Consider the following 20,024-nt stretch of genomic DNA (forward strand, 5'->3'; position numbering starts at 1 on the left):
AAGCTCTTCTCTCAGCCGTTCTCGAGGGGTTCGGAACCGCCTTCGGAAGCACCTTGACAGGGCTCCGACGACGGTCCAGGGACAAGCGCGATCATGCTAGCGAGGCCCTCCGACAGTTTTTGATTCGTGCGATCCCGAGAGCCCCCGACAGGTCCGGAACGGGCTGCCGAAACCGGGTCGGCAGGGCGAGAACGGGAATTGTCGGTGGCCTCTGGATAGCCTTCCCCAATGTCGCACCCACCGCTGCTCGGCCGCCTGATCGAGACCGTTCCGTCCGCTACCGATGATCTGCTGGTCACCGTCCGCCGACTATCGGACGACGAGGTTCGCCGTCCCAGCGCGTTGCCCGGGTGGTCCGTCGGTCATGTGCTCACCCACATCGCCCGCAATGCGGACGCCTTGACCAACCTGACCAACTGGGCCCGCACCAGCGTACCTACTCCCGCCTATTCCTCGCCCGAGAGCCGCAACGCCGACATCGAGGCAGGCGCTGCCCGACCGGTCGCGGCGCAGCTGGCCGACCTCGCCGGCGGTACGGCGAAGTTCCTCCAGGCCGTCGCAGAGGTGCCCGACGCCAACTGGGAGACCGAGGTGAGCTGGCCCAACGGCAAGGGCCGCCCGGCCTGGATGATCCTGCCCGCCCGGCTGACCGAGCTCGAGGTCCACCACGTCGACCTCGGCCTCGGCCGGACGTTCGCTGACGTCGAGCCCTGGCTCCGCGACGTACTGCTGGACTATGCGATGACCAACCGGCCGGGCCTCGGTTTCGGGCTTCGTGCCGACGACACGGGTTGGGCCCGGGACGAGCCGGGTGCGAGGATCGTCAGTGGTGACAGTGCCGCGCTGCTGGGCTGGTTGCTCGGCCGTGCGGATGGCACCGACCTGACCTACGACGGCGAACTGCCGTCCCTGCCGGCCTGGGGCTAGTGGTCCGGCGCCGACCACTGAGGAGCGAGCGATGACCGAGTATCACGGCAACGTCCACGTGGGTGGACCGGTGCAGACGCACGAGCTGGCCGCCTTGATGATCACCAAGGTCGCGGTCGGCCCGATGAACAACAACGCCTACCTGCTGCGCTGCCGCCGGACCGACGAGCAGGTGCTGATCGACGCCGCCAACGACGCTAAGACCCTGCTCCGCGTCATCGGCGGCGCCGGTCTCGCCCGGGTCATCACGACCCATCGGCATCAGGACCATTGGCAGGCCCTCGGCGAAGTCATCGCCAAGACCAACGCGATCACGGTGGCCGGCCGGTTCGACGTCGACGGCATTCCGGTGCCCACCGGCGAGCCGGTCGGCGACGGCGACCGGATCAAGGTCGGCGAGTCCGAGCTCGAGGTGATCCACCTGGTCGGCCACACCCCCGGCTCGATCGCCCTGCTGTACGACGACCCGGCCGGCGCGCCCCACGTCTTCACCGGCGACTCGCTATTCCCGGGCGGTGTCGGCAACACGCACGGCGACCCCGAGGCCTTCAAGTCCCTGCTCGGCGACGTAGAAACGAAGCTGTTCGACCGGTTACCGGACGAGACCTGGGTCTACCCCGGCCACGGCGACGACACCACCCTCGGCACCGAGCGCCCCAGCCTCCCGGAGTGGCGCGCCCGCGGCTGGTAGAACCAGGCATGTTCGAGTACCACGGGTGGGCGACCGTTCGAGATTCGTCGGAAGCCGTCGGCTGGGTCGTCGCCGACGGCCTGACCAAGACTGCGTATGACACCGTGGCCGGCGAAATCGCGGCCATCACCAACGACTTTCAGGTCGCGGATCTGCGGATCGTCAACGGCTCGTGTCACCTGTGGCTGGCAGGGCTTCGCAACCACCGGCAGGACGCAGTCATTGAGACGTTCCACAGCGTCGCCCGGGCCGCCCCATGGTCGTACGGCATCCTTCACGTGTACGACGACGAGGCCCCTGGTGATGGCGGAAACCGTTGGGTCGCGTGGGTTATGAAACGCGGCATGGTGACTCCACAGGCCGATCAATTCCTCTCGCCTCACGTTGGAGCCGTAGAGGACCCCGAACACACCTGATCCTCGCGCTGCGTGAGGGCTGGTGTCAGGCTGGTGACAGAACTCTTGACAGGTTGTTGACGCGCCCTCGACGTGGAACCTGAGGAAAACTGGCGCATACTGGAGATGACATGGAGCCTTATCGCGCGACGACGCGTCGTCACCTCGCCACCAGCCCCTTCAAGCCTCCGGTTCGGGAGCCGCTCAAGGTGTTCGCACCTGGAGATCGGGTTTCCCACGACCGGGAAGGCCTTGGCACGGTAGCCGCAGTGGAGGAAGGCATCGCGGTGCTCGTCGACTTCGGTCCGAACCGGATCCGGGTCCTCGCCCCGTTCGCCAAACTGCACCTGCTCTGACCTGCGGCCGCCGGGTTCAGGCCCGGCTGTTCCGGGCTGAAGCTTGAGCCCGGCGGCGTCTTCACGAGCCAGGCAACAACGTGAGGTACCAACGCGGCATCAGATCCGGGCGATGTCCCGGGTCCGTCCCCCAGTGCGCCCATTCAGGTCACAGCATCACGCAGAACTCGTTGCCTTCGGGGTCGGCCAGCAGCACGTGTTCGTCGTACCGCTGGATGAGCCGCGCGCCGAGGCCGAGTAGGCGGTCGACCTCGAGGTTCACGTCGTCGGCCGAGAGGTCGATGTGCATCCGGTTCTTGACGGTCTTAGCCTCGGGCACCCGCTGGAAGAAGAACCTGGGCCGTACGCCGGGAGCCGGCTCGAGTAGTACCGACGGATCGTCCTCGGGATCGTCGATACCGAGTTCCCGCAGGCGGGCGAGTTCGTCCTCGTCGTACGGCGCGATCGCGTAACCGTCGAGCACCTCCGCCCAGAAGCGCGCGAGCGAGGCGGGATGGCGGCAGTCGATCACCACGTCACGAAGTCGGGCCATGCCGTGAGGTTAAATCACAGGCGGTCGACCGCACCTCCCGTTTGAATGGGGAGACGACGAGACGGGTCGACCATCCGCGGTTCGTGACAGCGCTGCGGGAGGTGGAGAAGAGCCTCGACGCGGCCTGGCTCGCCTTCCGTGCCGAAGCGGGCGTCGACGGGTTGGACGACGACCTGGCCAAGGTGGTGTTGCAGGATCCGTCCGAGTTCGACTGGCGCGTGGTCGATGCGGCCCTGACGAAACTCCGCTGCGACGACTGCGGCAACGACCTCGGCGCCGGCCCGGTCGGTTGCCACGCGTGCGACCAAGCGAACGGCTTCCGCTTCGCCGCTCGTGAAACCGATCGCCCGAATGTTCCACCAGGTAACGAGCATGCGATCCGGGTGGCCTCGGCCGTCGCCCGGACGCGAGACCGGTACAGTCCGCGAGCACGCTGCGGCTACGAGGTCAGCCTGCCGTACCTCCTTGCCGGCGGCCTGCCGACCACTGCCCAAGCGCAAGCCCTCAAAGCGATCATCAACACGTTGTCGGAGGAAGAGTTGGAGACGGTCGTCCTACCCGAGGAGCTGATCCGATGAACGTCCTTGCCGAGGTGGAGCAGCTCCACGCCGATCTCGCCGACTGGCTCGGCACCGAGGCTGACGCCGAGTTGCTCGAACGGTTCCTGGCAGCGCAATCCCCCGACTTCACTCTCGTTGATATCGAGGGAAGGGTATCCGGTCTCGCCGCGCTGACCGAGGCACTCGCCGGCGCCCGAAACGCCGCACCCGGTTTGCGCATCACGATCAGCGACTTCCACATCGTGGTGCAGACGTCCGAGGTTGTGGTCTGCCGATTCCACGAGCAGCACTCGATCGGCACATCCCGCCGAGTCACCGCTGTCCTGCTGCCAGACGCATCAACGCGCAACGGTCTGCGCTGGTTGTCAGTTCACGAAACCGCTAGCTCTCAGTGAGCTCTTGACTTCACTGAGCCATGCTCCTAGCTTTTGGCAATCGCTTTCCTTAATCGCTCCCAATCCTTGGTGGGGTGTGGAAACTTGCCCAAATTCCGCTCGCTCTTCCTGCTCTTCGCCGGCGTCGCCCTGGCAGCGCCGTTCGCATCCACAACAGCTCCCGCGTCCATCAGCCAGGACGCGCCGATCCTCGACCCGATCACCGACAACCCGGTCGTCTCCGGGCTCGGCCTGGTGGTCAAGGAATATGCCTCGTTCCCGAAATCCGAGCCGACTCCCCCGACCGGTGATCCCCGGTTGGACCGGCAGGCCCGGATCAACTACCTGAGCCCGGTTCCGGATCGCTCCAGCCGCCTCGCCGTACCGGATCTCAACGGCAAGCTCTACCTACTTCGCAACGGACAACCACGCGAGTACCTCGACGTCGGCGCCACCTTCGCGCCGGACTTCGTCTCCTCGCGCGGCCTCGGTTCCGGCTTCGGGTTCGTCGCGTTCCATCCCGAGTTCGCCCGCAACGGCCGGTTCTACACCGTGCACACGGAGTGGGGTGCCGCCCTCACCAAACCGACCGACCTGCCAACGCAATCCGGCACAAAGTTCCACGGCGTCATCACCGAATGGACCGCGTCCGACCCGACAGCGGACGCCTTCGCGGGCACTCGGCGCGAGGTGATCCGCCTCGGCTACAGCGGCCAAGTCCACGGCATCCAGCAGATCGGCTTCCGTACGACCGCCCATCGCGGCGATACGGATTATGGCCAGCTCTACATCGCATCCGGCGACGGCGGCCTCGGCGTAGTGACCGACGACCCGCAGAACCTGGCCATCCCGCAAGGCAAGATCCTCCGGATCGACCCGCGCGGCACGAACAGCGCCAGCGGGCGATACGGCGTACCCGCGAGCAATCCGTTCATCGGCAGACCCGGCGCCCTCGGCGAGATCTGGGCGTACGGCATGCGCGACCCGCATCGCTTCAGCTGGGACGGCCGTCGCATGCTGCTCGGGCATATCGGCGAACACGAGATCGAGGCCGTGTACGACGTCCGCGCCGGCGACAACCTCGGCTGGAACCAACGCGAAGGCCATTGGGTCTTCAGCCGAACCGACCGCTGCAACCTCAATCCACTCCCGGCCGACGACGCGTCCCTCGGCTACACCTACCCGGTCGCGGCGTACGACCACGACCCGCCACCCGGCCTCCCCTGTACGGCGGACAGCGGGCACGCCATCAGTGGCGGATTCGTCTATCGCGGGTACGACGTGCCGCGGTTGCGCGGGAAGTACGTCTTCGCGGACCTGGTCGACGGACGTGTCATGTACGCCGAATCGCGGGCGATGCGCCGGGGTCAACCGCTCGCGAAGATCAACGAGCTGATGGTGTACGACGCCACCGGTAAGCGAGTGAAGACCTCCGAACTGGCCGGCCATTCGAGAGTCGATCTGCGCCTCGGTACGGACGCGCGTGGCGAGCTTTACCTGCTGTCCAAGGCGAACGGCAAGATCTGGAAGGTCGTCGGGACTCGGCAATTCGCCAATTGCCGAACCAACGGCATGGTCGTCGTGAACACGGCAGGCGCGCGCAACTGGGCGCCGGTCACGCCCGCGAAGTGGCAGTTCCCGGGCAACGAGGTTGTACTCGCCGAGGCGGGCGTGGCTCGTCCCGGACCGCGGCGGCCATTCGAGTACGCCGTACTGACCAAGGGACCAGTGGTCGGGAATGTGCGCATCGACGCGGAAGTCCGGCTCGACGCGCCGGTCAGCGTGGCCAACCGGGACGTGATCATCGTGTTCGGGCATCGCTCGGACACGGAGTTCTACTACGCGCATCTCTCGTCGGACAACACGATCTACCCGCACAACGGGATCTTCGTCGTGAACAACGCCGACCGCTTCCGCCTGGACGACCAGTGGAAACCGGCCAACTCGATCGGCGCCAAACCCGCGATCACCGACGAAGCATGGCACCGCATCCGCGTCACCCACTGCGCGTCGACGGGCGAGATCGCGGTGTACGTCGACGGCCGGGCCGACCCGTTGATCACGGCCGTCGACAAGACCTTCACCTCCGGCCGAACCGGCTTCGGCTCCTTCGACAACACCGGCCGCCTCCGCCACCTAACCCTCACCGCCACCCGCCCATAGCTGCTGCTCTGAAAGAGTGGGGGTATGCCACGTTCTATTGCCACCAATACGAAGGTTGAGCTCGAGGGGCTGCTGGAGTTCGTGCGGCCTCGCCATCACCTGCTGCTCGTGACCCGGCGGCAGGACGGTTCGCCGCAGCTGTCGCCGGTTTCGGGCGGGGTTGATCCCGAGGGACGGATCGTCATCTCGTCGTACCCGGAACGCGCCAAGAGCAAGAACATCAAGCGGGACGGGCGGACCAGCGTGCTCGTACTGTCCGACGACTGGGACGGCCCTTGGGTGCAGGTCGATGGCACCGGTGAGGTGATCGATCTGCCCGAGGCGGTCGAGCCGCTGGTGGACTACTTCCGCTCGATCTCCGGCGAACACCCGGACTGGGACGAGTACCGGGAAGCCATGACCAAGCAGGGCAAGTGCCTGATCCGGATCACCCCCGAACGCTGGGGCCCGGTCGCGACCGGCGGCTTCCCGGCCCGATTCGCGGACTAAAGCGGACTGAGGGCTAACGCGGAACTCAGTCGAGCGGAGTTCCAGCGGCACGGGCGGCCATGGTCTCGGTGATGCGGACCATGGCGCCTTCCAGGTGGGAGCGCAGGGCGGCCTCGGCGGCGTCCGGGTCCTTGGCCAGGCAGGCGTCGAGAATGGCCTGGTGCTCCTGCCGGGTCTGCTCGATCCGCGCCCGCGTTTGCCGGGAGCCGAACCGATAGCGCTCGCTGTTCTGCCAGACGGGCTCGATCGCGCGCGGCAGCCAACGCGAACCGCCCGCCCGGTAGATCGCGAAGTGGAAGTCCGTATGCGCCTGCCGGGATGCCACGATGTCGCCCGCCTTCGACAATCGGACGTGCTCGGCGAGGGCGGCCGCGGCGGCCTTCGCGTCCGCGTCGGCGAATCGGCCCGCCGCCGCTCGTACAGCCAGGGATTCCAGCGCCAGACGGGTTTCGTGGGTGTCGCGGAGGTCGTCCATCGACAGCTCGCGGACCCACGCGCCCTTGTGCGGAACGATTTCGACCAGACCGAGCGCCTGCATCCGGCGTAGGCCTTCGCGAATCGGCATCTGGCTCATGTCCAGCCGCCGGGCCAGTTCTTCCAGCCGGAGCGGCGTACCACTGGGCAGCTCGCCGGAGAGGATCAGCGCGTGCAGCTCGGCCGCCGCCTCCTCGGCCAAAGTACGCCGCCCGCTCGGTCCCCTGGGGGTGAGCTCGAGCCGTCGGGTCATCGAAACCTCTCTAGTGTTCCGTACTGAGAGCCAACCGTAACTGCGCTGAGCGGATTTAGCTCGTCACTACGCGTTGAGGGGTGTCACGACCGTCAGGAGCGCCCTGAGAACGCAGTGCCGCCTTGGCGATCTTGCCGTTCGCAGTGTGCGGCAGTTCGTCCACAACGTAGACGTAGTCCGGCACTAATCCCGCAGCCAGTTCACGTGTCGCGAAGCCCGACAACTCGTCCGCGCCGACCCGAGTCCCCGGAACCAGCCGTACCGCCGCAAGGATGTCGTCGTCACCTACACCCGCCGGTACGCCGTACACCGCGCATTCCAGCACTGCGGGATGACTCTGCAACACCGCCTCGATCTCGCGGCTGGAGATGGTGTGGCCGCCCCGGTGGATTGCGTCGGCCAGGCGGTCGACGTACCGCAACGAACCGTCGGGCTCCCACGCGACCAGATCGCCGGTGTGGAACCAGAGATTGCGCCAGGCGTTCATCGTTTCCTGCGGCGCGTTCCAATAGCCGAGCGCGGTGATGAACGGCGAACGCGGACGGACCAGCAACTGGCCGACGGTCCCGTCCGGCACCGGTACGTCGTACCCGTCGGCGACGCGGATCTCGAAGTCCGGGAACGGCACTCCCATCGAGCCGCTGACGATCCGGTCCAGCGGTTCGTAGCTGACCACGTTGAGCTCGGTCATGCCGAAGGCGTCCACGACGAGTACGTCGGACCACTCGGTGAACCGGCGCTTGGCGTCGCTGCCCGCGCCGGGTGCGAGGACCAGCCGCAACCGGTGATCGTCCGGCGGTGGGATCTCGGCGGACCGGCTCACCAGCTGGTGGATCATCGAGCCGAGCAGGAACGTGATGGTCGCCTCGTATTCCGCGAGCTGCGCCCAGAACAGGCCGACGTCGAACTCCGTGCCCACGACCGCCGTCGCCCCGGCGACCCAGGACTGCGTCACGGTGACGAGGGCGTTGCAGTGGAACAGCGGGAGGTTCGTGTAGAGCACGTCGTCCGGCGTCACCCCGAGCTGCTCGTTGCCGAAGATCGCCCACGAGAAGAGCTGGCTATGCGGGCACAACACGCCCTTGGGCCGCCCGGTCGTGCCTGACGTGTGCAGGATCAGCCCCGGCAACGTTCCGTCGTACGACGCCTCGGCGTACAGGTCAGCGCCCAGCAACGGCTCGTCGGTCGCCATCGGCAGCTGGTCGTCGATGGGCTTGTCCGCGTAGATCGCGGCGGGCTCCACGGCCGCGATCCGCTCGCTCAGCTCCTCGTCCGGCAGCCGTGGGTCCAACGGGACGTAGATCGCGCCTGTCACGGCACACCCGAGGAAGATCTGCACCAGCTGGACGGAGTTGGCCGCAAGGGTGCACACCCGCTCGCCCGGGTTCACCCCCGCGGCCAACAGGCGGTCCCGGCCGGCAGCCGCCAGGCGCGGGAGATCGGCGTACGTGATGGTGGTGTCGCCCATCCGCAACGCGGGTTTGTCGCCGAGCGCCTCGGCCTGGCTGACCAGCAGGCGGGCAAGGTGCCGCTCATCCGGGCGCAGGCCGCGCAGCAGATGGCGGCCCGGCGCGGCGGCGAGGTCCAGGGGAAGGAAGGTCATGCGGCATCTCCAGGCAGTGCTTACCTCGGTGTTTCGATGGTGCAGATTTGATATTTGATCATGATCTCGCCTCAGCTCCAAGAGCTTGAACGATCAATTCCCCAGCGGCCGGGTGAACACTTCGACCTCCAGGGCCCGTCGTTCGGCCCGATCGCGATCGATGCTGTCAGCCCCCATCGGGAATGGCCAGTCGCTACCGGTGAGTACTTTGTCCGGCCCGAAGATCTCCGCCAGTAAGGCCAAGACGGCCGGGTCGTGCACGAGATCGTCCACGTAGAACCGCCGCAGCGCCTCGGCGATCGACAGGCCGAGCGGCTCGACCCCGGGCCGATCCGTGTCCACGCCGCGCTGCCAACGGCCGGCCACCGCGGCGGTCGCTCCCCCGCCATGACACAGGCAGAACCGGATCCCCGGGAACCGCGCGGGTACATCGCCGAAGACCAGCTCCGCCACCGCAAGCGCTGTCTCGTAGGGGTTACCAAGGAGGTTCGACAAGTAGTACGGCGCGAGGCGCGGGTCGTCGCAATGACTCGGGTGGATCAAGGTGAACGCCTTCAGCTCGTGCAGCACCTGCCAGAGTTCGTCGCGCTCGGTGAAACCCGGCGTGCCGAGGGCGAAGCCGCTGAAAACCCCTTCCCCAGCAAGGGATTCGGCCATCCCGGGATCGACGAGGACGAGATGCCCGAGCACCCGCAGACGTGGTCCGGCTAGTTGCCTGAGGCCCTCATTCACCAGCTCGGCCCACGCCGCGCCGAGCTCGTAGCGGAACAACGGCGGCGGTATCGAGACGATCGCGCCGTCCAGATCCTGGGCGTCCACCCATTCGAGCAGGGCCTGCGGCGAGGCCATCCGCCGCATCGGCAATCGCGCGCGGCCGTCCACCACCAGCGTGCCGTCGTCGATCGACAGCCCGAACCGGCCCTGCCGCGCGGCGTCGAGCACCGTCGGCGGGATCAGGTGGGTGTGGACGTCCCAGCCGGGCATGTCAGCGGGCGTCCTCGTCGTTGTCGTAGAAGGATGGGCGCTCGGGATAGTGCGGGCCGTCGTACACCTCGAGCAGGATGGAGGTCTCGTCCGCGACGGTCGGGCCGTGGGTAGAGCCCTTCGGGTTCCAGTAGAAGCTGCCCTTGGTCAGAGTGGTTCCAGTCGGGATATAGCGGTACTTCCCGGACAGGCAGAACATGAACTGGTTGGACGCGTGCTGGTGGGCAGTAGGTATCCCTGCGCCCTGTTCGAACTTCACGAGCGCAATAGATGCCTCGGTCTCCTCATCCCGCCAAAGCATCTTGTGGGACAACCCGGCCAGGGACTTCTCGACCCACTCCAGGTCATCCGTCTGCAGCAGCACCTCCTGGAAGTGCCGCATCACGTCCTCAGCCACCACCGACCTCCAGTCCCGGTACCGGCCGTCCCGTGATGGCCATGTACCGATCCTCCGCCACACCGGGTCTAATCGGCTCGACCGACGCGATGTGCCCGTCCGGCCGGATGAGCACCATGGTGTCCGCCGGTACGCCGTACCGCCCGGTGGCGATCGCGCCCGGGTCGAACAGCGCGCGCTCCCTCAACCCCGAATCAAGTGGCGCATCCCACCGGGACACCACGTAGTGCCTCAGGGCGGGCGAATCGTTCACCGGGATGTCCGGCCGCCGCCGTACGTCGGTGAAGTACAACGCCACAAAGGAATCCCGCGCCAACTCGTGGATCGACGTAGGGCCGGTCGCACCACGGAGTACCAGGTCTGGCGCTCTATCCCCGGCCCTGACGGCAGGCGGTTCTGCCGCGGTCATGACCATCGACCAGTCGCCTTCACCATCCACATCAAGCCGTACGCCGAGCAGTGTCCGCGTGTACGCCGTAGCCCAAGCACTCCCGGCTGCAGTCACCGCACCCCGCTGGTGCGACATGTACTTGCGAGCCGCCTCGGCCATCTCCCCCGAGCCTTCGATCGCTACTGGCCGCTGCTCCTGCTCGTAGCCATCGAGGAGTTCCGGAGTCGCCCAGCCGCGTAGTACCCAGGCCAGACGCCAGGGAAGGTTGGAGGCGTCTAGGGCACCAGTGTTGAGGCCTAGCGCCCACATCGGGGTAATGAGGTGTGCGGCATCTCCCATCAGGAAGACCCGGCCTTCGGCTGACCAGTGGTCCGCAACCCGGTGGTGCACGTTGTAGATGACAGAGCCGTGTAGCTCCATCCGGTCGACCTCTCCGATGAACTGCCGCACCTTGGCCAATAGGCCGTCCTCGTCTGGCGGAGCCTGGTCAGGCCCTAGTGGGAACAGGAACCGCCAGTACTCGGGTTGGCGGATCAGAACCATCCACTCGCTGTGATCCGCGAAGTAGGCCAGGTACGGATAGTCGCGCGCGTTGGTGACGTCTAGGTCCACCACCACGTCAATCAACATGTACCGCTCGGGAAGGGTCTCCCCGGACACTGTTGCGCCGAGAGCGTCACGGACCTTGCTGCGGCCTCCGTCGCACGCAAGCAGGTATGACGCCTCGATCTCCTTACGGCCCTCAGGAGTCTCTACGAAGAGAACTACGTGGTCGTTCTTCACTTCGAACGACTCGAGGCGATGTTCCATCATCACGGAACCGTCGAGGGCATCCGCGAGGATCGGTTCGAGGTGATGCTGCGGGATGTTGATGACGAACGGGAAGCGGGTGTCCCGGACGAGCTCCTCCAGCTGGACCGACGCCCGCGGAGTGCTCGTGGACTTGTCGATGTCGCCGATCTCGTCGATGCGCAACGCGGCCGCCAGCACCTGCTCGACGCAGCCGTACCGGTCCCAGACCTCCAGGGTGCGCGTCAGCACCGTGCCGGCCTTCGTATCCCGGGACAGCACCGCATCCTCTTCGAGCAGGATGAACGGCACCCCGTAATGCGCGAGACCGAGGGCGGTGGTCAGTCCGATCGGGCCCGCGCCCACGACGGCAACGGGCAACTGGTCGGGCAAGGGTCCTCCTAGTGCTGTGTCTCGCTAGTAGTGGGTGAGCCGGCCGAACGCCCGCTCCCGGGTGAGCTGGGAGCCGGTCATCCCGGCGGCGTCGGACAGCAGGAAGAGCAGCGGCCCGACCACGTCGTCGGGATCACCGATACCGGTGGTCGTACGCCAGCGGTCCAAGTCGGCGCCCGCGTTCGCCGTACGGAACTGGTCGGTGTCGATTACGCCCGGGGCGATCACGTTCACCCGGACGCGATGCTCGGCGACCTCGGCCGCGAGGGTCTTCGCGAACGCAATGAGCGCCGCCTTGCTGGCCGCATACGCCGCGGCGCCGGGGAAACCGGTGTGGGCGAGGCCCGAGGTGAAGACGACGACCGAGCCCGAACGTCGTTCGATCATGTGCGGCACCACGGCCTGGCAGACCCAGACGACACCGTCGAGGTTGACGTTGAGGACGCCGGTCCACTCCTCCGGGTCCGTTGCGAGCACCGGCGTACGCGGCTGGACGGCGGCACCGGCGACCAGGCCGTCGATCCGCCCGTGCCGCTCGACCACTGCGGCGACAGCCTTGGCGACGGCGTCGCGGTCTGCCACGTCCACCTCGACGTACTCAACGCCTTCAGTCAGGGCAGGGGTGACGATGTCGAAGACGACGGCGGTACCACCGAGGCGGGCGACGGCGGCGGCCAGGGCAGCGCCGATCCCCCGCGCGCCACCGGTGACGACCACGACCTCACCGGTCGCGTCGAAGCTCGCCTTCATCGCCCTGCTAGTCCTTCCTGGTCCCGCCCGTCTCACCGGTCATGTACGCGCTTATTCGTTCGGTGGCACCCGCGAGATGCCTACGCAAGGCCTCCTCCGCTTCCTCCACGTCATGCGCGATGCAGGCCTTCAGGATCGCTTCGTGCTCCCTACGGTGTAGCTCGATCCGCTCCGGGCTCTGCGGGCTGCCGAACCTGTAGCGCTCACTGTTCTGCCAAACCGGCTCGATCGCCCTGGTCAACCACCGCGAGCCACCGGCCCGGTAGATCGCGAAGTGGAAGTCCGTGTGCGCCTGCCGGGCACCGACGATATCGCCTGCCTTGGCCAGCTTCACCTGCAGCTGGAGCGCCTCAGTCGCCGTACTGGCGTCAGCGGCGGTAAAACGCTCTGCGGCCGCTCGGACCGCCAGAGCCTCCAGTGCCAGCCGGGTCTCCTGGGTATCGCGCAGGTCCTCCAACGAGAGCTCACGCACCCACGCACCCTTGTGCGGCACGATGTCGACCAGTCCGAGCGCTTCCAGCCGCCGTAGACCTTCGCGGACCGGCATCTGGCTCATGTCTAGCCGGTTGGCCAGGTCCACCAGGCGGAGCGGCGTACCACTTGGTAGTTCGCCCGAGAGGATCAACTGGTGTAACTCGGCCGCTGCGGTCTCTGCCAACGTACGGCGACCGCCGGGGCCTCCTGGCATCAACTCCATCTGCCGGCTCATAGCCCGGACTCCCTGATCTGTGCGCCGACGATACGGGCGGCCTCGACGAGACCGTCCAACCCGGCCTTCTCCAGCAGTACGCCTTCGCGGAGCTGGAACTCGGCCTGGTCCGCTTCGAGTTCACCCGGCACGTGCAGCCGGTCTACGCCGGGCGCAGTGGCCGACGTACGAACGCGCTCCGCGAGCTGCGACGTACGGGCACGGAACTCGGTAATGCCCCCAAGCAGTGCAGGGTCTATCGCCAGGAAGAGGTGAGCGCAGTCGTTAGGCCGATCCGGCTCACGGTAGAGCGGCCGCACCTGGTCACCCCACCCACCGCCACTTAGTACGCCGGTAAGGATGTCCACGATCAACGCGAGGCCAAACCCCTTATGCCCGGCCGCAGGCAGCAGCATTCCCAGTAGAGCGGCGTCCGCGCTGGTAGTCGGCGTGCCGGTCGCATCCGTCGCCCAAGTGTCAGGGATCTCCCGCCCGGCAGAAGCCGCCATACGAACCTTGCCCAGCGCCACGGCCGACAACGCCATGTCCAGGACGATCTCCACCCCGGCCTCGGTCGGTACGGCGACGGCGAGCGGGTTATTGCCGACGATGCGCTCGGCACCACCCGGCGCGGGCATCAACGGGGTCGTGTTGGACATCGCGATGCCGAGACAACCAGCCTCGGCCGCTTGCATCGCCCAGCGACTGGCCGCGCCGAAATGGTGCGCCCGGCGGACCGAGACCAGGCCGATGCCGAACCGGCCGGCCCGGTCGATCGCGAGGCCCATCGCCTGCGGGCTGGACAGCTGGCCCATCCCGCCAAGGGCGTCGACGACCAGCGCCGCGCCGGCGTCGTACAGCACCTCGACCTGCCGTTCGCGCGTTACGCCGCCCGCGAGCAGGCGTTCGACGTACATCGGGACGAGCATCACGCCATGCGAGCGGACACCGCGCAGATCCGCGTCGACCAGGGCCGCCGCGATCGAGTGCGCGTCGGCCGGTACGAAGTCGAGCGCGGCGAAGATGGCCGTCACGGTCTGCTCGAGCCACTCCGCCCGAACCCGGACCTGGTGCTCGGCTCCGTCGACGACGCCGGCCGTCACCGGTGCTCCTCGGCCCAGGGCAGCAGCTTCTTCTCCAGCAGGACCAGGCCGTAGAAGAGCACGATGCTGATCACACCGAGCAGGGCCATCGCGGCGAAGGCCAGCGAGGTGTTGGCGCTGGCGCCCGAGTTGACGATGACGTAGCCCAGGCCGGCGGTGGCACCGACGAACTCGGCGATCACCGAGCCGATCACGGCCAGCGAGATCGCCGTCTTGAGACCGACGAAGATCTGCGGCAGGGCGTACTGGAGACGCAGTTTGAAGTACTCCTGGGTGCGGCTGGCGTTCAGGGAGCGCAGCAGGTCGACGAGTTCGATCGGGGTCGACTTCATGCCCGAGGCGGTCGAGATGACCACCGGGAAGAAGCAGACCAGGAAGACCAGCACCACCTTGGGGGCTTGGCCGAAGCCCATCCAGATCACCAGCAGCGGCGCGACGGCGATCTTCGGGATGGCGTTCACCGCGAGCAGCAGCGGGTAGATGATCCGCTCCAGCACCAGCGACCGCACGATCAGCAGCGCGATCGGCACACCCGTCACGATCGCCAGCAGGAAACCCTCGACCGTCTCGATCAACGTCACCAGGGACTGATCGAGCAGATAGCCGGGCTGTTCGGCGAAGGCGGCGGCGACGTCGAACGGGCTCGGCAGCAGGAAGTCGTCGATGGCGAAAACGACCGTCGCGGCCCACCAGAGCGCGAGGATGACGACGAACCCGAACAAGGGCAACAGCCAGATCGCGAGTGTGGAGCCTTGCCGGCGGGGCCGGGAGGGCTCGGGCCCCGAGGTCATGCCGGCGCCATCAACAAGGAGTGCAGCTGCCCACTCACCTTCGCCACGGCGGCCGCCTCGGCGTGAATGCCGAGCGTGCGCGGGCGCGGGATCCGCACGTCGACGATCTCGCGGATCCGGCCCGGGCGCGGGCTCATCACCACGACCCGATCGGCCAGCAGGATCGCCTCCTCGATCGAGTGCGTGACGAACACGATCGTGGTGGACAACTCCATCTTGATCCGCTGCAGTTCCTCCGACAGCTCGGCGCGGGTCAGCGCGTCCAAGGCGGAGAAGGGCTCGTCCATCAACATCACTTTCGGGCGGGTGATCAGCGAACGGCACAGCGAGACCCGTTGCTGCATCCCGCCGGACAACTCGTGCGGAAGCTTGTTCTCGAAACCGGTCAGGCCGACCAGATGCAAAAGCTGGTGGGCCCGGTCCCGGTACTGCCCGCGGTCACCACCGGCGATCTCGACCGGCAGCATCACGTTGGAGAGCACGGAACGCCACGGCAGCAGGGCCGGGCGCTGGAACATCACCGACACGTCCGGCCGGGGCGCGGTGACGAGTTCGCCCGCCACCTGCACCCAGCCGCTCGTCGGTTCGAGCAGTCCCGCGATCAACCGCAACAGGGTCGACTTGCCACACCCCGAGCGGCCGATCAGCGTGACGAACTCATTCTCCTGAACCTCCAGGTCAATGCCTTCGAGCGCGTGGACGGATCCGTCCCGCGACTCGAAGACTTGACCGACCTGGTCCAGCTGGATCATCGGTCAGGCCTTCGGCGCCAGTTCGAACGACACGTAGTCACCGATGTTGAACAGGTCGGTGTTGATCGCCTCGGCCTGGGCCAGGGCCGTCTTGACGCCGGAGACCTTCTCCCGCGCGATCGCCCCGATGGGACCATTGTAGCTCGGCGGCTTGACGTAGTCGCGCATCAGCATCAACTCCGCGGCAGCGACCGTCACGTCGGTCTCCGGTACGTACTTCTTCAGGATCGTCGCGGCGGCCTGCGGATCCGCGATCGTGTCCGCGAGCCCCTTGAGCAGCGCCGCGGTGAACTTCTGCACCTGCGCGGGCTTCTCCTTGACGACATCCTGACGGGTCAGGATCGCGTTGCCGTAGAGGTCGGGCAGCAGATCGCCGTACGGCAGCACCACGGCCTTCTTGCCCTTGGCCGCCTTCTCGATGGTCGGCTGGCCGACAACGAACTGGCCGATGCCGTTCACCTGGCCGGACACCAGCAGAGCCGGCAGCGCGGGCGGCGCCGACGCCACCCACTGGACCTTGTTCTTGTCGATACCGGCGGCCTTGGCGTAGACCGGAAACATCACCTGGTTGGTCGAACCCGGCTGGTCACCGATCTTCTTGTCTTCCAGGTCTTTCGGCTTGGTGATGCCGTACCCCTCGAGCGAGACGATCGCGGCCAGCGAACGCTGGTGGACCATCCCGACCGCCGTCACCGGCAGGTGCTCCTTGGAGGACGTGATCATGAAGGCCGTGAAGTCGCCGATGCCGTAGTCGGCCTGGCCGCCCGCGACCAGCTTCATCACGTCGACCGTGCCGCTGCCCGGTGTGATGGTGACATCGAGACCGGCCTCGCGGAAGTAGCCCTTCTCCAGGGCGACGTAGGCATAGGCCTCCCGGCCGAAGGTGCCGAACGAGGTCAGGTAACTGACCTTCTCTCCCTTGTTGCCGGATTCGGAGTCGGGATTGCCGCCGCAGGCGCTGACCAGCAGCCCCATGGCCACCACCAACGCGGCAACCGAACGCCTCAGTCTCATCGACCCATCCTCCTATATTTGATCAAACATCAGACATCCGCGAACGGTCAACACCCGTCTGCCCGTCTGGAACAAGGGTGTGCTCCCCCAACCAAGCGGGACTCTACGTCGCACAGCGCGAACTCACCGTGGCTGCGCCCGCTGATTTGGCGTTCTCTTTACGTGTCACTGATCGCGCTCCCCTCCTCAGCCCAAACCACACCTGCAACGTTGTGGAGTCAGTCACAAACCCACCGTATCCATTCCCCCACACCCTGCCCCATTTCCCCACCACCACGCCTCTTTCCGCCCACCGGCCCCTTTCGCCCCGGCGTGTCGCCACTCATCGGTCCCTCGCGCCCACGCCCCACGCCGTCGTTCGCCCATTGTTCTTGCGTTCGTTCGTCGGAATACGCCATAGATACCGGCCGTATTCCGACGAACGAATGCAAAGGATGTTGGTCAGAAGGGACCGATGAACGCCGACACGCCGCGTCACAAGGGACCGATGAGCGGGGAGTGGTGGGGCCACTTCAGGGCGGCGTCCGTTACCGGGTCTGGCGATAGGCGGAGAGGTCCCTCGCGTGAGGGGCGGGTCACTCGCGTGGGGGTGGCGGGTCACTCGGGCGGGGGAAGGGCAACGAGCCCGGGTTTGGCAGGATGGGCGGGTGGCGGTTGCTGGGGTACGGGTGTTGGGGCGCGGGTCGACGTACCTTCGGTGGGTTTACCTATTACTCGGGGCCGCGTTGGTGCTGGCGTTCTTGCTGGTTGAGAGTGCGTTGGCGGCGCTGGTGCAGGATCTCGCGCCGTCCCGGCCGTTCGCGGTTCTGCTCATCGCGTTGGTCGTGGTCGCGCCGCCCGTGGTGCTCGGATTGCTGCCGGCGGTTCGGGAGGTCGAGGGTATTGCGGTCGAGTCGTTGCTCGGGGTCCGGTTCGACGAGCGTCCGCTGGGTCCCGCGCGGACGTGGGCGCAGCGCCGGCGTACGTCGCTCTGGTTCGTCCTGCACCTGATCGCGGGAGGCGTCGCGGGCGTGGCGACCACTGCGGCCGTGTTCGGGAGCATCGTGTTGATCGGTACGCCGTTCCGAGCGCCCGGGCGGCACCAGATCGCCCCCGATCTCAGCTACACCACCAGCGGCACGTGGACCGATCTCTGGATGCCGGCCGTCGGGTTGACGTTGATACCGCTGCAGTTCTACTTGGCGGCCGGCTTCGGAGCGGCGCTCGCGCACTGGGCGCCACGCGTGCTCGGGCCGACGCCTGCGGAGCGGATCGAGTTGCTCGAGCGACGTACGGCGACCTTGGCCGAGCGCAACCGGTTGGCGCGGGAGCTGCACGACAGCGTGGGGCACGCGTTGAGCCTGGTCACGCTGCAGGCCGGTGCCGCCCGGCGAGTGCTGGCGACCGACCCGGCCTTCGCGGAGAACGCGCTTGCCGCGATGGAGACGTCCGCCCGGGCCGCGCTGGCCGATCTCGACCACGTGCTCGGGCTGTTGCGGGACGACCGGCGCGAGGGTTCGGCGACGGCCCCGCAGTCCACCCTCGGCGACCTGTCTCGCCTGGTCGACGCCACTCGCGCCGGCGGCATCACCGTCGTCGTACGGCGTGAGGGCGATCTCGACGGCCTGCCCGCTGCCGTATCGCGGGAGGCGTACCGGATCGTGCAGGAAGGGCTGACCAACGCCATTCGGCATGCCGGCCATCGGGCCGACGACCTGGTGGTGGACCTGACGATCAACCTCGACGCCTCGGGTCTTCGGCTCGAGCTGAGCAATCCCGTGCACGGCCCGGCGTTGTCGCGGACGTCGGGCGGTCGCGGTTTGGCCGGTATTCGCGAACGCGTCGAGGTCCTCCGCGGCACGGTCGAGGCCGGGCTGGCGCCGGGCGATGACGCGGTCGGGACTTGGCGGCTGGCGGTTACGCTGCCGGTCGCCATCACGAAGAACCCTTCAAGAGCGAGAGGCTGATCCTGTGCCCATCACCGTGCTGGTCGTCGACGACGAACCGCTGATCCGCAGTGGTCTGCGCGCCATCATCGACGCCGAGCCGGACCTCAGCGTGGTCGCCGAAGCGGCCGACGGCGCCGAGGTCGTACCGATCGTGCGCCGGACCAACCCCGACGTCGTCCTGATGGATGTGCGCATGCCCGCGGTCGACGGCATCCAGGCCACGCGGCTCCTGCTCGACGGCCTGGAGAATCCGCCGCGGGTGCTGGTGGTGACCACCTTCGAAAACGATGACTACGTGTACGACGCGCTGCGCGTCGGCGCCTCGGGCTTCCTGCTCAAGCGAACGCCGCCCGCGGAAATCGTGCAGGCCATTCGTACGGTGATGAACAGCGAGTCCCTGCTCTTCCCCGAGGCCATCCGCTCATTGGCCCTCGCCCATGTCCGCGCTGACGAGAGTCGGGCCAAGCCGGCCGGGCTCGATCACGCGCAGTTGACCGAGCGGGAGCGGGAGGTGCTGCGGCTCATGGCGAAGGGGCTGTCGAACGCGGAGATCGCGGCCGAACTGGTGCTCGGCGTACAGACCATCAAGACGCACGTCGCGAACGTGCTGTCCAAGCTCGGCGCGCGCGATCGCACCCAGGCGGTCATCACCGCGTACGAATCAGGCTTCGTCCCTCTGAGCTGACAGGACTCGAGCTAGCAGTTCTCGTCCAGCTCCTCGGCGAGCGTGCACGCATCGGCGTTGTGCCCGCTCGCCTCGGCGCGCACGGCCACGCGCTGCAGCAAGGTCCGGAACATCAGGCGCTCGCCCTCGTCGAGGCTGTCCAGCACCTGCCGCTCGGCCGTCGTGAGCCGCTTCTCGAGGTCACAAAGCACCTCGCGCCCTTTGTCGCTCAGCACGATCAGCCGTGCCCGGCGATCGGTCGAATCGGGCTGACGCTCGACCAGGCCGGCCTTCTCCAGGTCATCCAGCAGGTACGTCATGACGGTCCGGTCGACGCCCAGATGACCAGCGAGCTCGAGCTGACGGCGCGGGCCCTCGCGATTCGCCGTCGCGAGCACCTGGTAACCGCGCGGTCCACCCGGCACGTCGGCCAGCGACTCGCCGGCGGCCTTCGCGTAGCGCCGGAAGACGACGCCGAGCGCCCAGCCGAGGTCTTCCTCGACCGAGGTCGGCACTTCCGCGATGGGGCTGGACATGCGCCAAGTCTACGTGATGCGCACTAC

23 protein-coding genes are annotated in these 20,024 nt (G+C 67.2%); 10 read left to right on the forward strand and 13 right to left on the reverse strand.

The window, feature by feature from the left end; all coding sequences use genetic code 11:
* Positions 1-228: 228 nt before the first annotated feature.
* The 4 genes from OG394_RS09410 to OG394_RS09425 all read left to right on the forward strand — a co-directional run bounded on the left by OG394_RS09410 (position 229) and on the right by OG394_RS09425 (position 2,369).
* A complete protein-coding gene (locus tag OG394_RS09410) occupies positions 229-927 on the forward strand; it encodes a maleylpyruvate isomerase family mycothiol-dependent enzyme (protein WP_328994696.1) in 699 nt (232 codons plus the stop codon).
* A 31-nt stretch (positions 928-958) separates the two neighbouring features.
* Complete coding sequence (locus OG394_RS09415) at positions 959-1,618, forward strand: MBL fold metallo-hydrolase (protein ID WP_328994697.1); 660 nt, start codon at positions 959-961, stop codon at positions 1,616-1,618.
* 8 nt (positions 1,619-1,626) lie between these two features.
* Positions 1,627-2,034: an Imm7 family immunity protein gene (locus tag OG394_RS09420; RefSeq protein WP_328994699.1), complete on the forward strand. Its 408-nt coding sequence runs from the start codon at positions 1,627-1,629 to the stop codon at positions 2,032-2,034.
* 110 nt (positions 2,035-2,144) lie between these two features.
* A complete protein-coding gene (locus OG394_RS09425) occupies positions 2,145-2,369 on the forward strand; it encodes a hypothetical protein (protein WP_328994700.1) in 225 nt (74 codons plus the stop codon).
* Between the two features lie 148 nt (positions 2,370-2,517).
* Here the strand turns inward: OG394_RS09425 and OG394_RS09430 are convergent, their stop codons facing one another.
* The gene (locus tag OG394_RS09430; protein WP_328994701.1) at positions 2,518-2,901 is read right to left on the reverse strand and encodes a VOC family protein; all 384 of its coding nucleotides are present in this window, start codon (positions 2,899-2,901) and stop codon (positions 2,518-2,520) included.
* An 83-nt stretch (positions 2,902-2,984) separates the two neighbouring features.
* Between OG394_RS09430 and OG394_RS09435 the strand changes: the two genes are divergently transcribed.
* The 4 genes from OG394_RS09435 (at position 2,985) to OG394_RS09450 (ending at position 6,487) form a co-directional block, all read left to right on the forward strand.
* Positions 2,985-3,479, forward strand: a complete 495-nt coding sequence (locus OG394_RS09435; protein WP_328994702.1) for a hypothetical protein — start codon at positions 2,985-2,987, stop codon at positions 3,477-3,479.
* A complete protein-coding gene (locus tag OG394_RS09440) occupies positions 3,476-3,856 on the forward strand; it encodes a hypothetical protein (protein WP_328994703.1) in 381 nt (126 codons plus the stop codon). Before OG394_RS09435 ends, OG394_RS09440 begins: the two co-directional genes overlap by 4 nt.
* Before the next feature lie 84 nt (positions 3,857-3,940).
* Entirely contained in the window at positions 3,941-5,998 is a 2,058-nt protein-coding gene (locus OG394_RS09445) for a PQQ-dependent sugar dehydrogenase (RefSeq protein WP_328994704.1), read from the forward strand.
* 24 nt (positions 5,999-6,022) lie between these two features.
* Positions 6,023-6,487, forward strand: a complete 465-nt coding sequence (locus OG394_RS09450; RefSeq protein ID WP_328994705.1) for a PPOX class F420-dependent oxidoreductase — start codon at positions 6,023-6,025, stop codon at positions 6,485-6,487.
* Positions 6,488-6,512: 25 nt separating this feature from the next.
* Here OG394_RS09450 and OG394_RS09455 read toward each other — a convergent pair whose 3' ends face one another.
* From OG394_RS09455 to OG394_RS09505, 11 genes are all read right to left on the reverse strand, one after another.
* Positions 6,513-7,214 (reverse strand): GntR family transcriptional regulator, encoded by a 702-nt coding sequence (locus OG394_RS09455; protein WP_328994706.1) that lies wholly within the window; start codon positions 7,212-7,214, stop codon positions 6,513-6,515.
* A 55-nt stretch (positions 7,215-7,269) separates the two neighbouring features.
* Positions 7,270-8,817, reverse strand: a complete 1,548-nt coding sequence (locus tag OG394_RS09460; protein WP_328994707.1) for an AMP-binding protein — start codon at positions 8,815-8,817, stop codon at positions 7,270-7,272.
* 93 nt (positions 8,818-8,910) lie between these two features.
* Positions 8,911-9,801, reverse strand: a complete 891-nt coding sequence (locus tag OG394_RS09465) for an amidohydrolase family protein (protein ID WP_328994708.1) — start codon at positions 9,799-9,801, stop codon at positions 8,911-8,913.
* A gap of 1 nt (position 9,802) precedes the next feature.
* Positions 9,803-10,198: a cupin domain-containing protein gene (locus OG394_RS09470; RefSeq protein ID WP_328994709.1), complete on the reverse strand. Its 396-nt coding sequence runs from the start codon at positions 10,196-10,198 to the stop codon at positions 9,803-9,805.
* Positions 10,191-11,771 (reverse strand): FAD-dependent monooxygenase, encoded by a 1,581-nt coding sequence (locus OG394_RS09475; protein ID WP_328994711.1) that lies wholly within the window; start codon positions 11,769-11,771, stop codon positions 10,191-10,193. Before OG394_RS09475 ends, OG394_RS09470 begins: the two co-directional genes overlap by 8 nt.
* Before the next feature lie 24 nt (positions 11,772-11,795).
* Positions 11,796-12,521, reverse strand: a complete 726-nt coding sequence (locus tag OG394_RS09480; RefSeq protein WP_328994712.1) for an SDR family NAD(P)-dependent oxidoreductase — start codon at positions 12,519-12,521, stop codon at positions 11,796-11,798.
* Positions 12,522-12,528: 7 nt separating this feature from the next.
* Positions 12,529-13,230, reverse strand: a complete 702-nt coding sequence (locus tag OG394_RS09485; protein WP_328994713.1) for a GntR family transcriptional regulator — start codon at positions 13,228-13,230, stop codon at positions 12,529-12,531.
* The gene (locus OG394_RS09490) at positions 13,227-14,312 is read right to left on the reverse strand and encodes an Ldh family oxidoreductase (protein WP_328994714.1); all 1,086 of its coding nucleotides are present in this window, start codon (positions 14,310-14,312) and stop codon (positions 13,227-13,229) included. The genes OG394_RS09485 and OG394_RS09490 overlap by 4 nt, the downstream gene beginning before the upstream one ends.
* On the reverse strand, positions 14,309-15,103 hold the full coding sequence (locus tag OG394_RS09495; RefSeq protein ID WP_328994715.1) for an ABC transporter permease: 795 nt from the start codon (positions 15,101-15,103) through the stop codon (positions 14,309-14,311). The genes OG394_RS09490 and OG394_RS09495 overlap by 4 nt, the downstream gene beginning before the upstream one ends.
* Positions 15,100-15,855, reverse strand: coding sequence for an ABC transporter ATP-binding protein (locus tag OG394_RS09500; RefSeq protein WP_328994716.1), 756 nt, complete (start codon positions 15,853-15,855; stop codon positions 15,100-15,102). The genes OG394_RS09495 and OG394_RS09500 overlap by 4 nt, the downstream gene beginning before the upstream one ends.
* Positions 15,856-15,858: 3 nt before the next feature.
* On the reverse strand, positions 15,859-16,869 hold the full coding sequence (locus OG394_RS09505; protein ID WP_328994717.1) for an ABC transporter substrate-binding protein: 1,011 nt from the start codon (positions 16,867-16,869) through the stop codon (positions 15,859-15,861).
* Between the two features lie 647 nt (positions 16,870-17,516).
* Here OG394_RS09505 and OG394_RS09510 point away from each other — a divergent pair.
* A complete protein-coding gene (locus tag OG394_RS09510) occupies positions 17,517-18,815 on the forward strand; it encodes a sensor histidine kinase (RefSeq protein ID WP_328994719.1) in 1,299 nt (432 codons plus the stop codon).
* 4 nt (positions 18,816-18,819) lie between these two features.
* Positions 18,820-19,482: a response regulator transcription factor gene (locus tag OG394_RS09515; RefSeq protein ID WP_328994720.1), complete on the forward strand. Its 663-nt coding sequence runs from the start codon at positions 18,820-18,822 to the stop codon at positions 19,480-19,482.
* An 11-nt stretch (positions 19,483-19,493) separates the two neighbouring features.
* On the opposite strand, the gene OG394_RS09520 is transcribed toward OG394_RS09515, so the two are convergent.
* Positions 19,494-19,997, reverse strand: a complete 504-nt coding sequence (locus OG394_RS09520) for a MarR family winged helix-turn-helix transcriptional regulator (protein ID WP_328994721.1) — start codon at positions 19,995-19,997, stop codon at positions 19,494-19,496.
* Between the last annotated feature and the right edge of the window lie 27 nt (positions 19,998-20,024).

This window comes from Kribbella sp. NBC_01245, from assembly GCF_036226525.1.
GTDB lineage: Bacteria > Actinomycetota > Actinomycetes > Propionibacteriales > Kribbellaceae > Kribbella.

What these genes read in the sequence shown, in the direction of transcription:
- OG394_RS09410 (WP_328994696.1), top strand. Translation starts at nt 229, where the DNA reads ATGTCGCACCCACCGCTGCTCGGCCGCCTGATCGAGACCGTTCCGTCC.
- OG394_RS09415 (WP_328994697.1), top strand. Translation starts at nt 959, where the DNA reads ATGACCGAGTATCACGGCAACGTCCACGTGGGTGGACCGGTGCAGACG.
- OG394_RS09420 (WP_328994699.1), top strand. Translation starts at nt 1,627, where the DNA reads ATGTTCGAGTACCACGGGTGGGCGACCGTTCGAGATTCGTCGGAAGCC.
- OG394_RS09425 (WP_328994700.1), top strand. Translation starts at nt 2,145, where the DNA reads ATGGAGCCTTATCGCGCGACGACGCGTCGTCACCTCGCCACCAGCCCC.
- OG394_RS09430 (WP_328994701.1), bottom strand. Translation starts at nt 2,901, where the DNA reads ATGGCCCGACTTCGTGACGTGGTGATCGACTGCCGCCATCCCGCCTCG.
- OG394_RS09440 (WP_328994703.1), top strand. Translation starts at nt 3,476, where the DNA reads ATGAACGTCCTTGCCGAGGTGGAGCAGCTCCACGCCGATCTCGCCGAC.
- OG394_RS09450 (WP_328994705.1), top strand. Translation starts at nt 6,023, where the DNA reads ATGCCACGTTCTATTGCCACCAATACGAAGGTTGAGCTCGAGGGGCTG.
- OG394_RS09455 (WP_328994706.1), bottom strand. Translation starts at nt 7,214, where the DNA reads ATGACCCGACGGCTCGAGCTCACCCCCAGGGGACCGAGCGGGCGGCGT.
- OG394_RS09460 (WP_328994707.1), bottom strand. Translation starts at nt 8,817, where the DNA reads ATGACCTTCCTTCCCCTGGACCTCGCCGCCGCGCCGGGCCGCCATCTG.
- OG394_RS09465 (WP_328994708.1), bottom strand. Translation starts at nt 9,801, where the DNA reads ATGCCCGGCTGGGACGTCCACACCCACCTGATCCCGCCGACGGTGCTC.
- OG394_RS09480 (WP_328994712.1), bottom strand. Translation starts at nt 12,521, where the DNA reads ATGAAGGCGAGCTTCGACGCGACCGGTGAGGTCGTGGTCGTCACCGGT.
- OG394_RS09485 (WP_328994713.1), bottom strand. Translation starts at nt 13,230, where the DNA reads ATGAGCCGGCAGATGGAGTTGATGCCAGGAGGCCCCGGCGGTCGCCGT.
- OG394_RS09495 (WP_328994715.1), bottom strand. Translation starts at nt 15,103, where the DNA reads ATGACCTCGGGGCCCGAGCCCTCCCGGCCCCGCCGGCAAGGCTCCACA.
- OG394_RS09500 (WP_328994716.1), bottom strand. Translation starts at nt 15,855, where the DNA reads ATGATCCAGCTGGACCAGGTCGGTCAAGTCTTCGAGTCGCGGGACGGA.
- OG394_RS09505 (WP_328994717.1), bottom strand. Translation starts at nt 16,869, where the DNA reads ATGAGACTGAGGCGTTCGGTTGCCGCGTTGGTGGTGGCCATGGGGCTG.
- OG394_RS09520 (WP_328994721.1), bottom strand. Translation starts at nt 19,997, where the DNA reads ATGTCCAGCCCCATCGCGGAAGTGCCGACCTCGGTCGAGGAAGACCTC.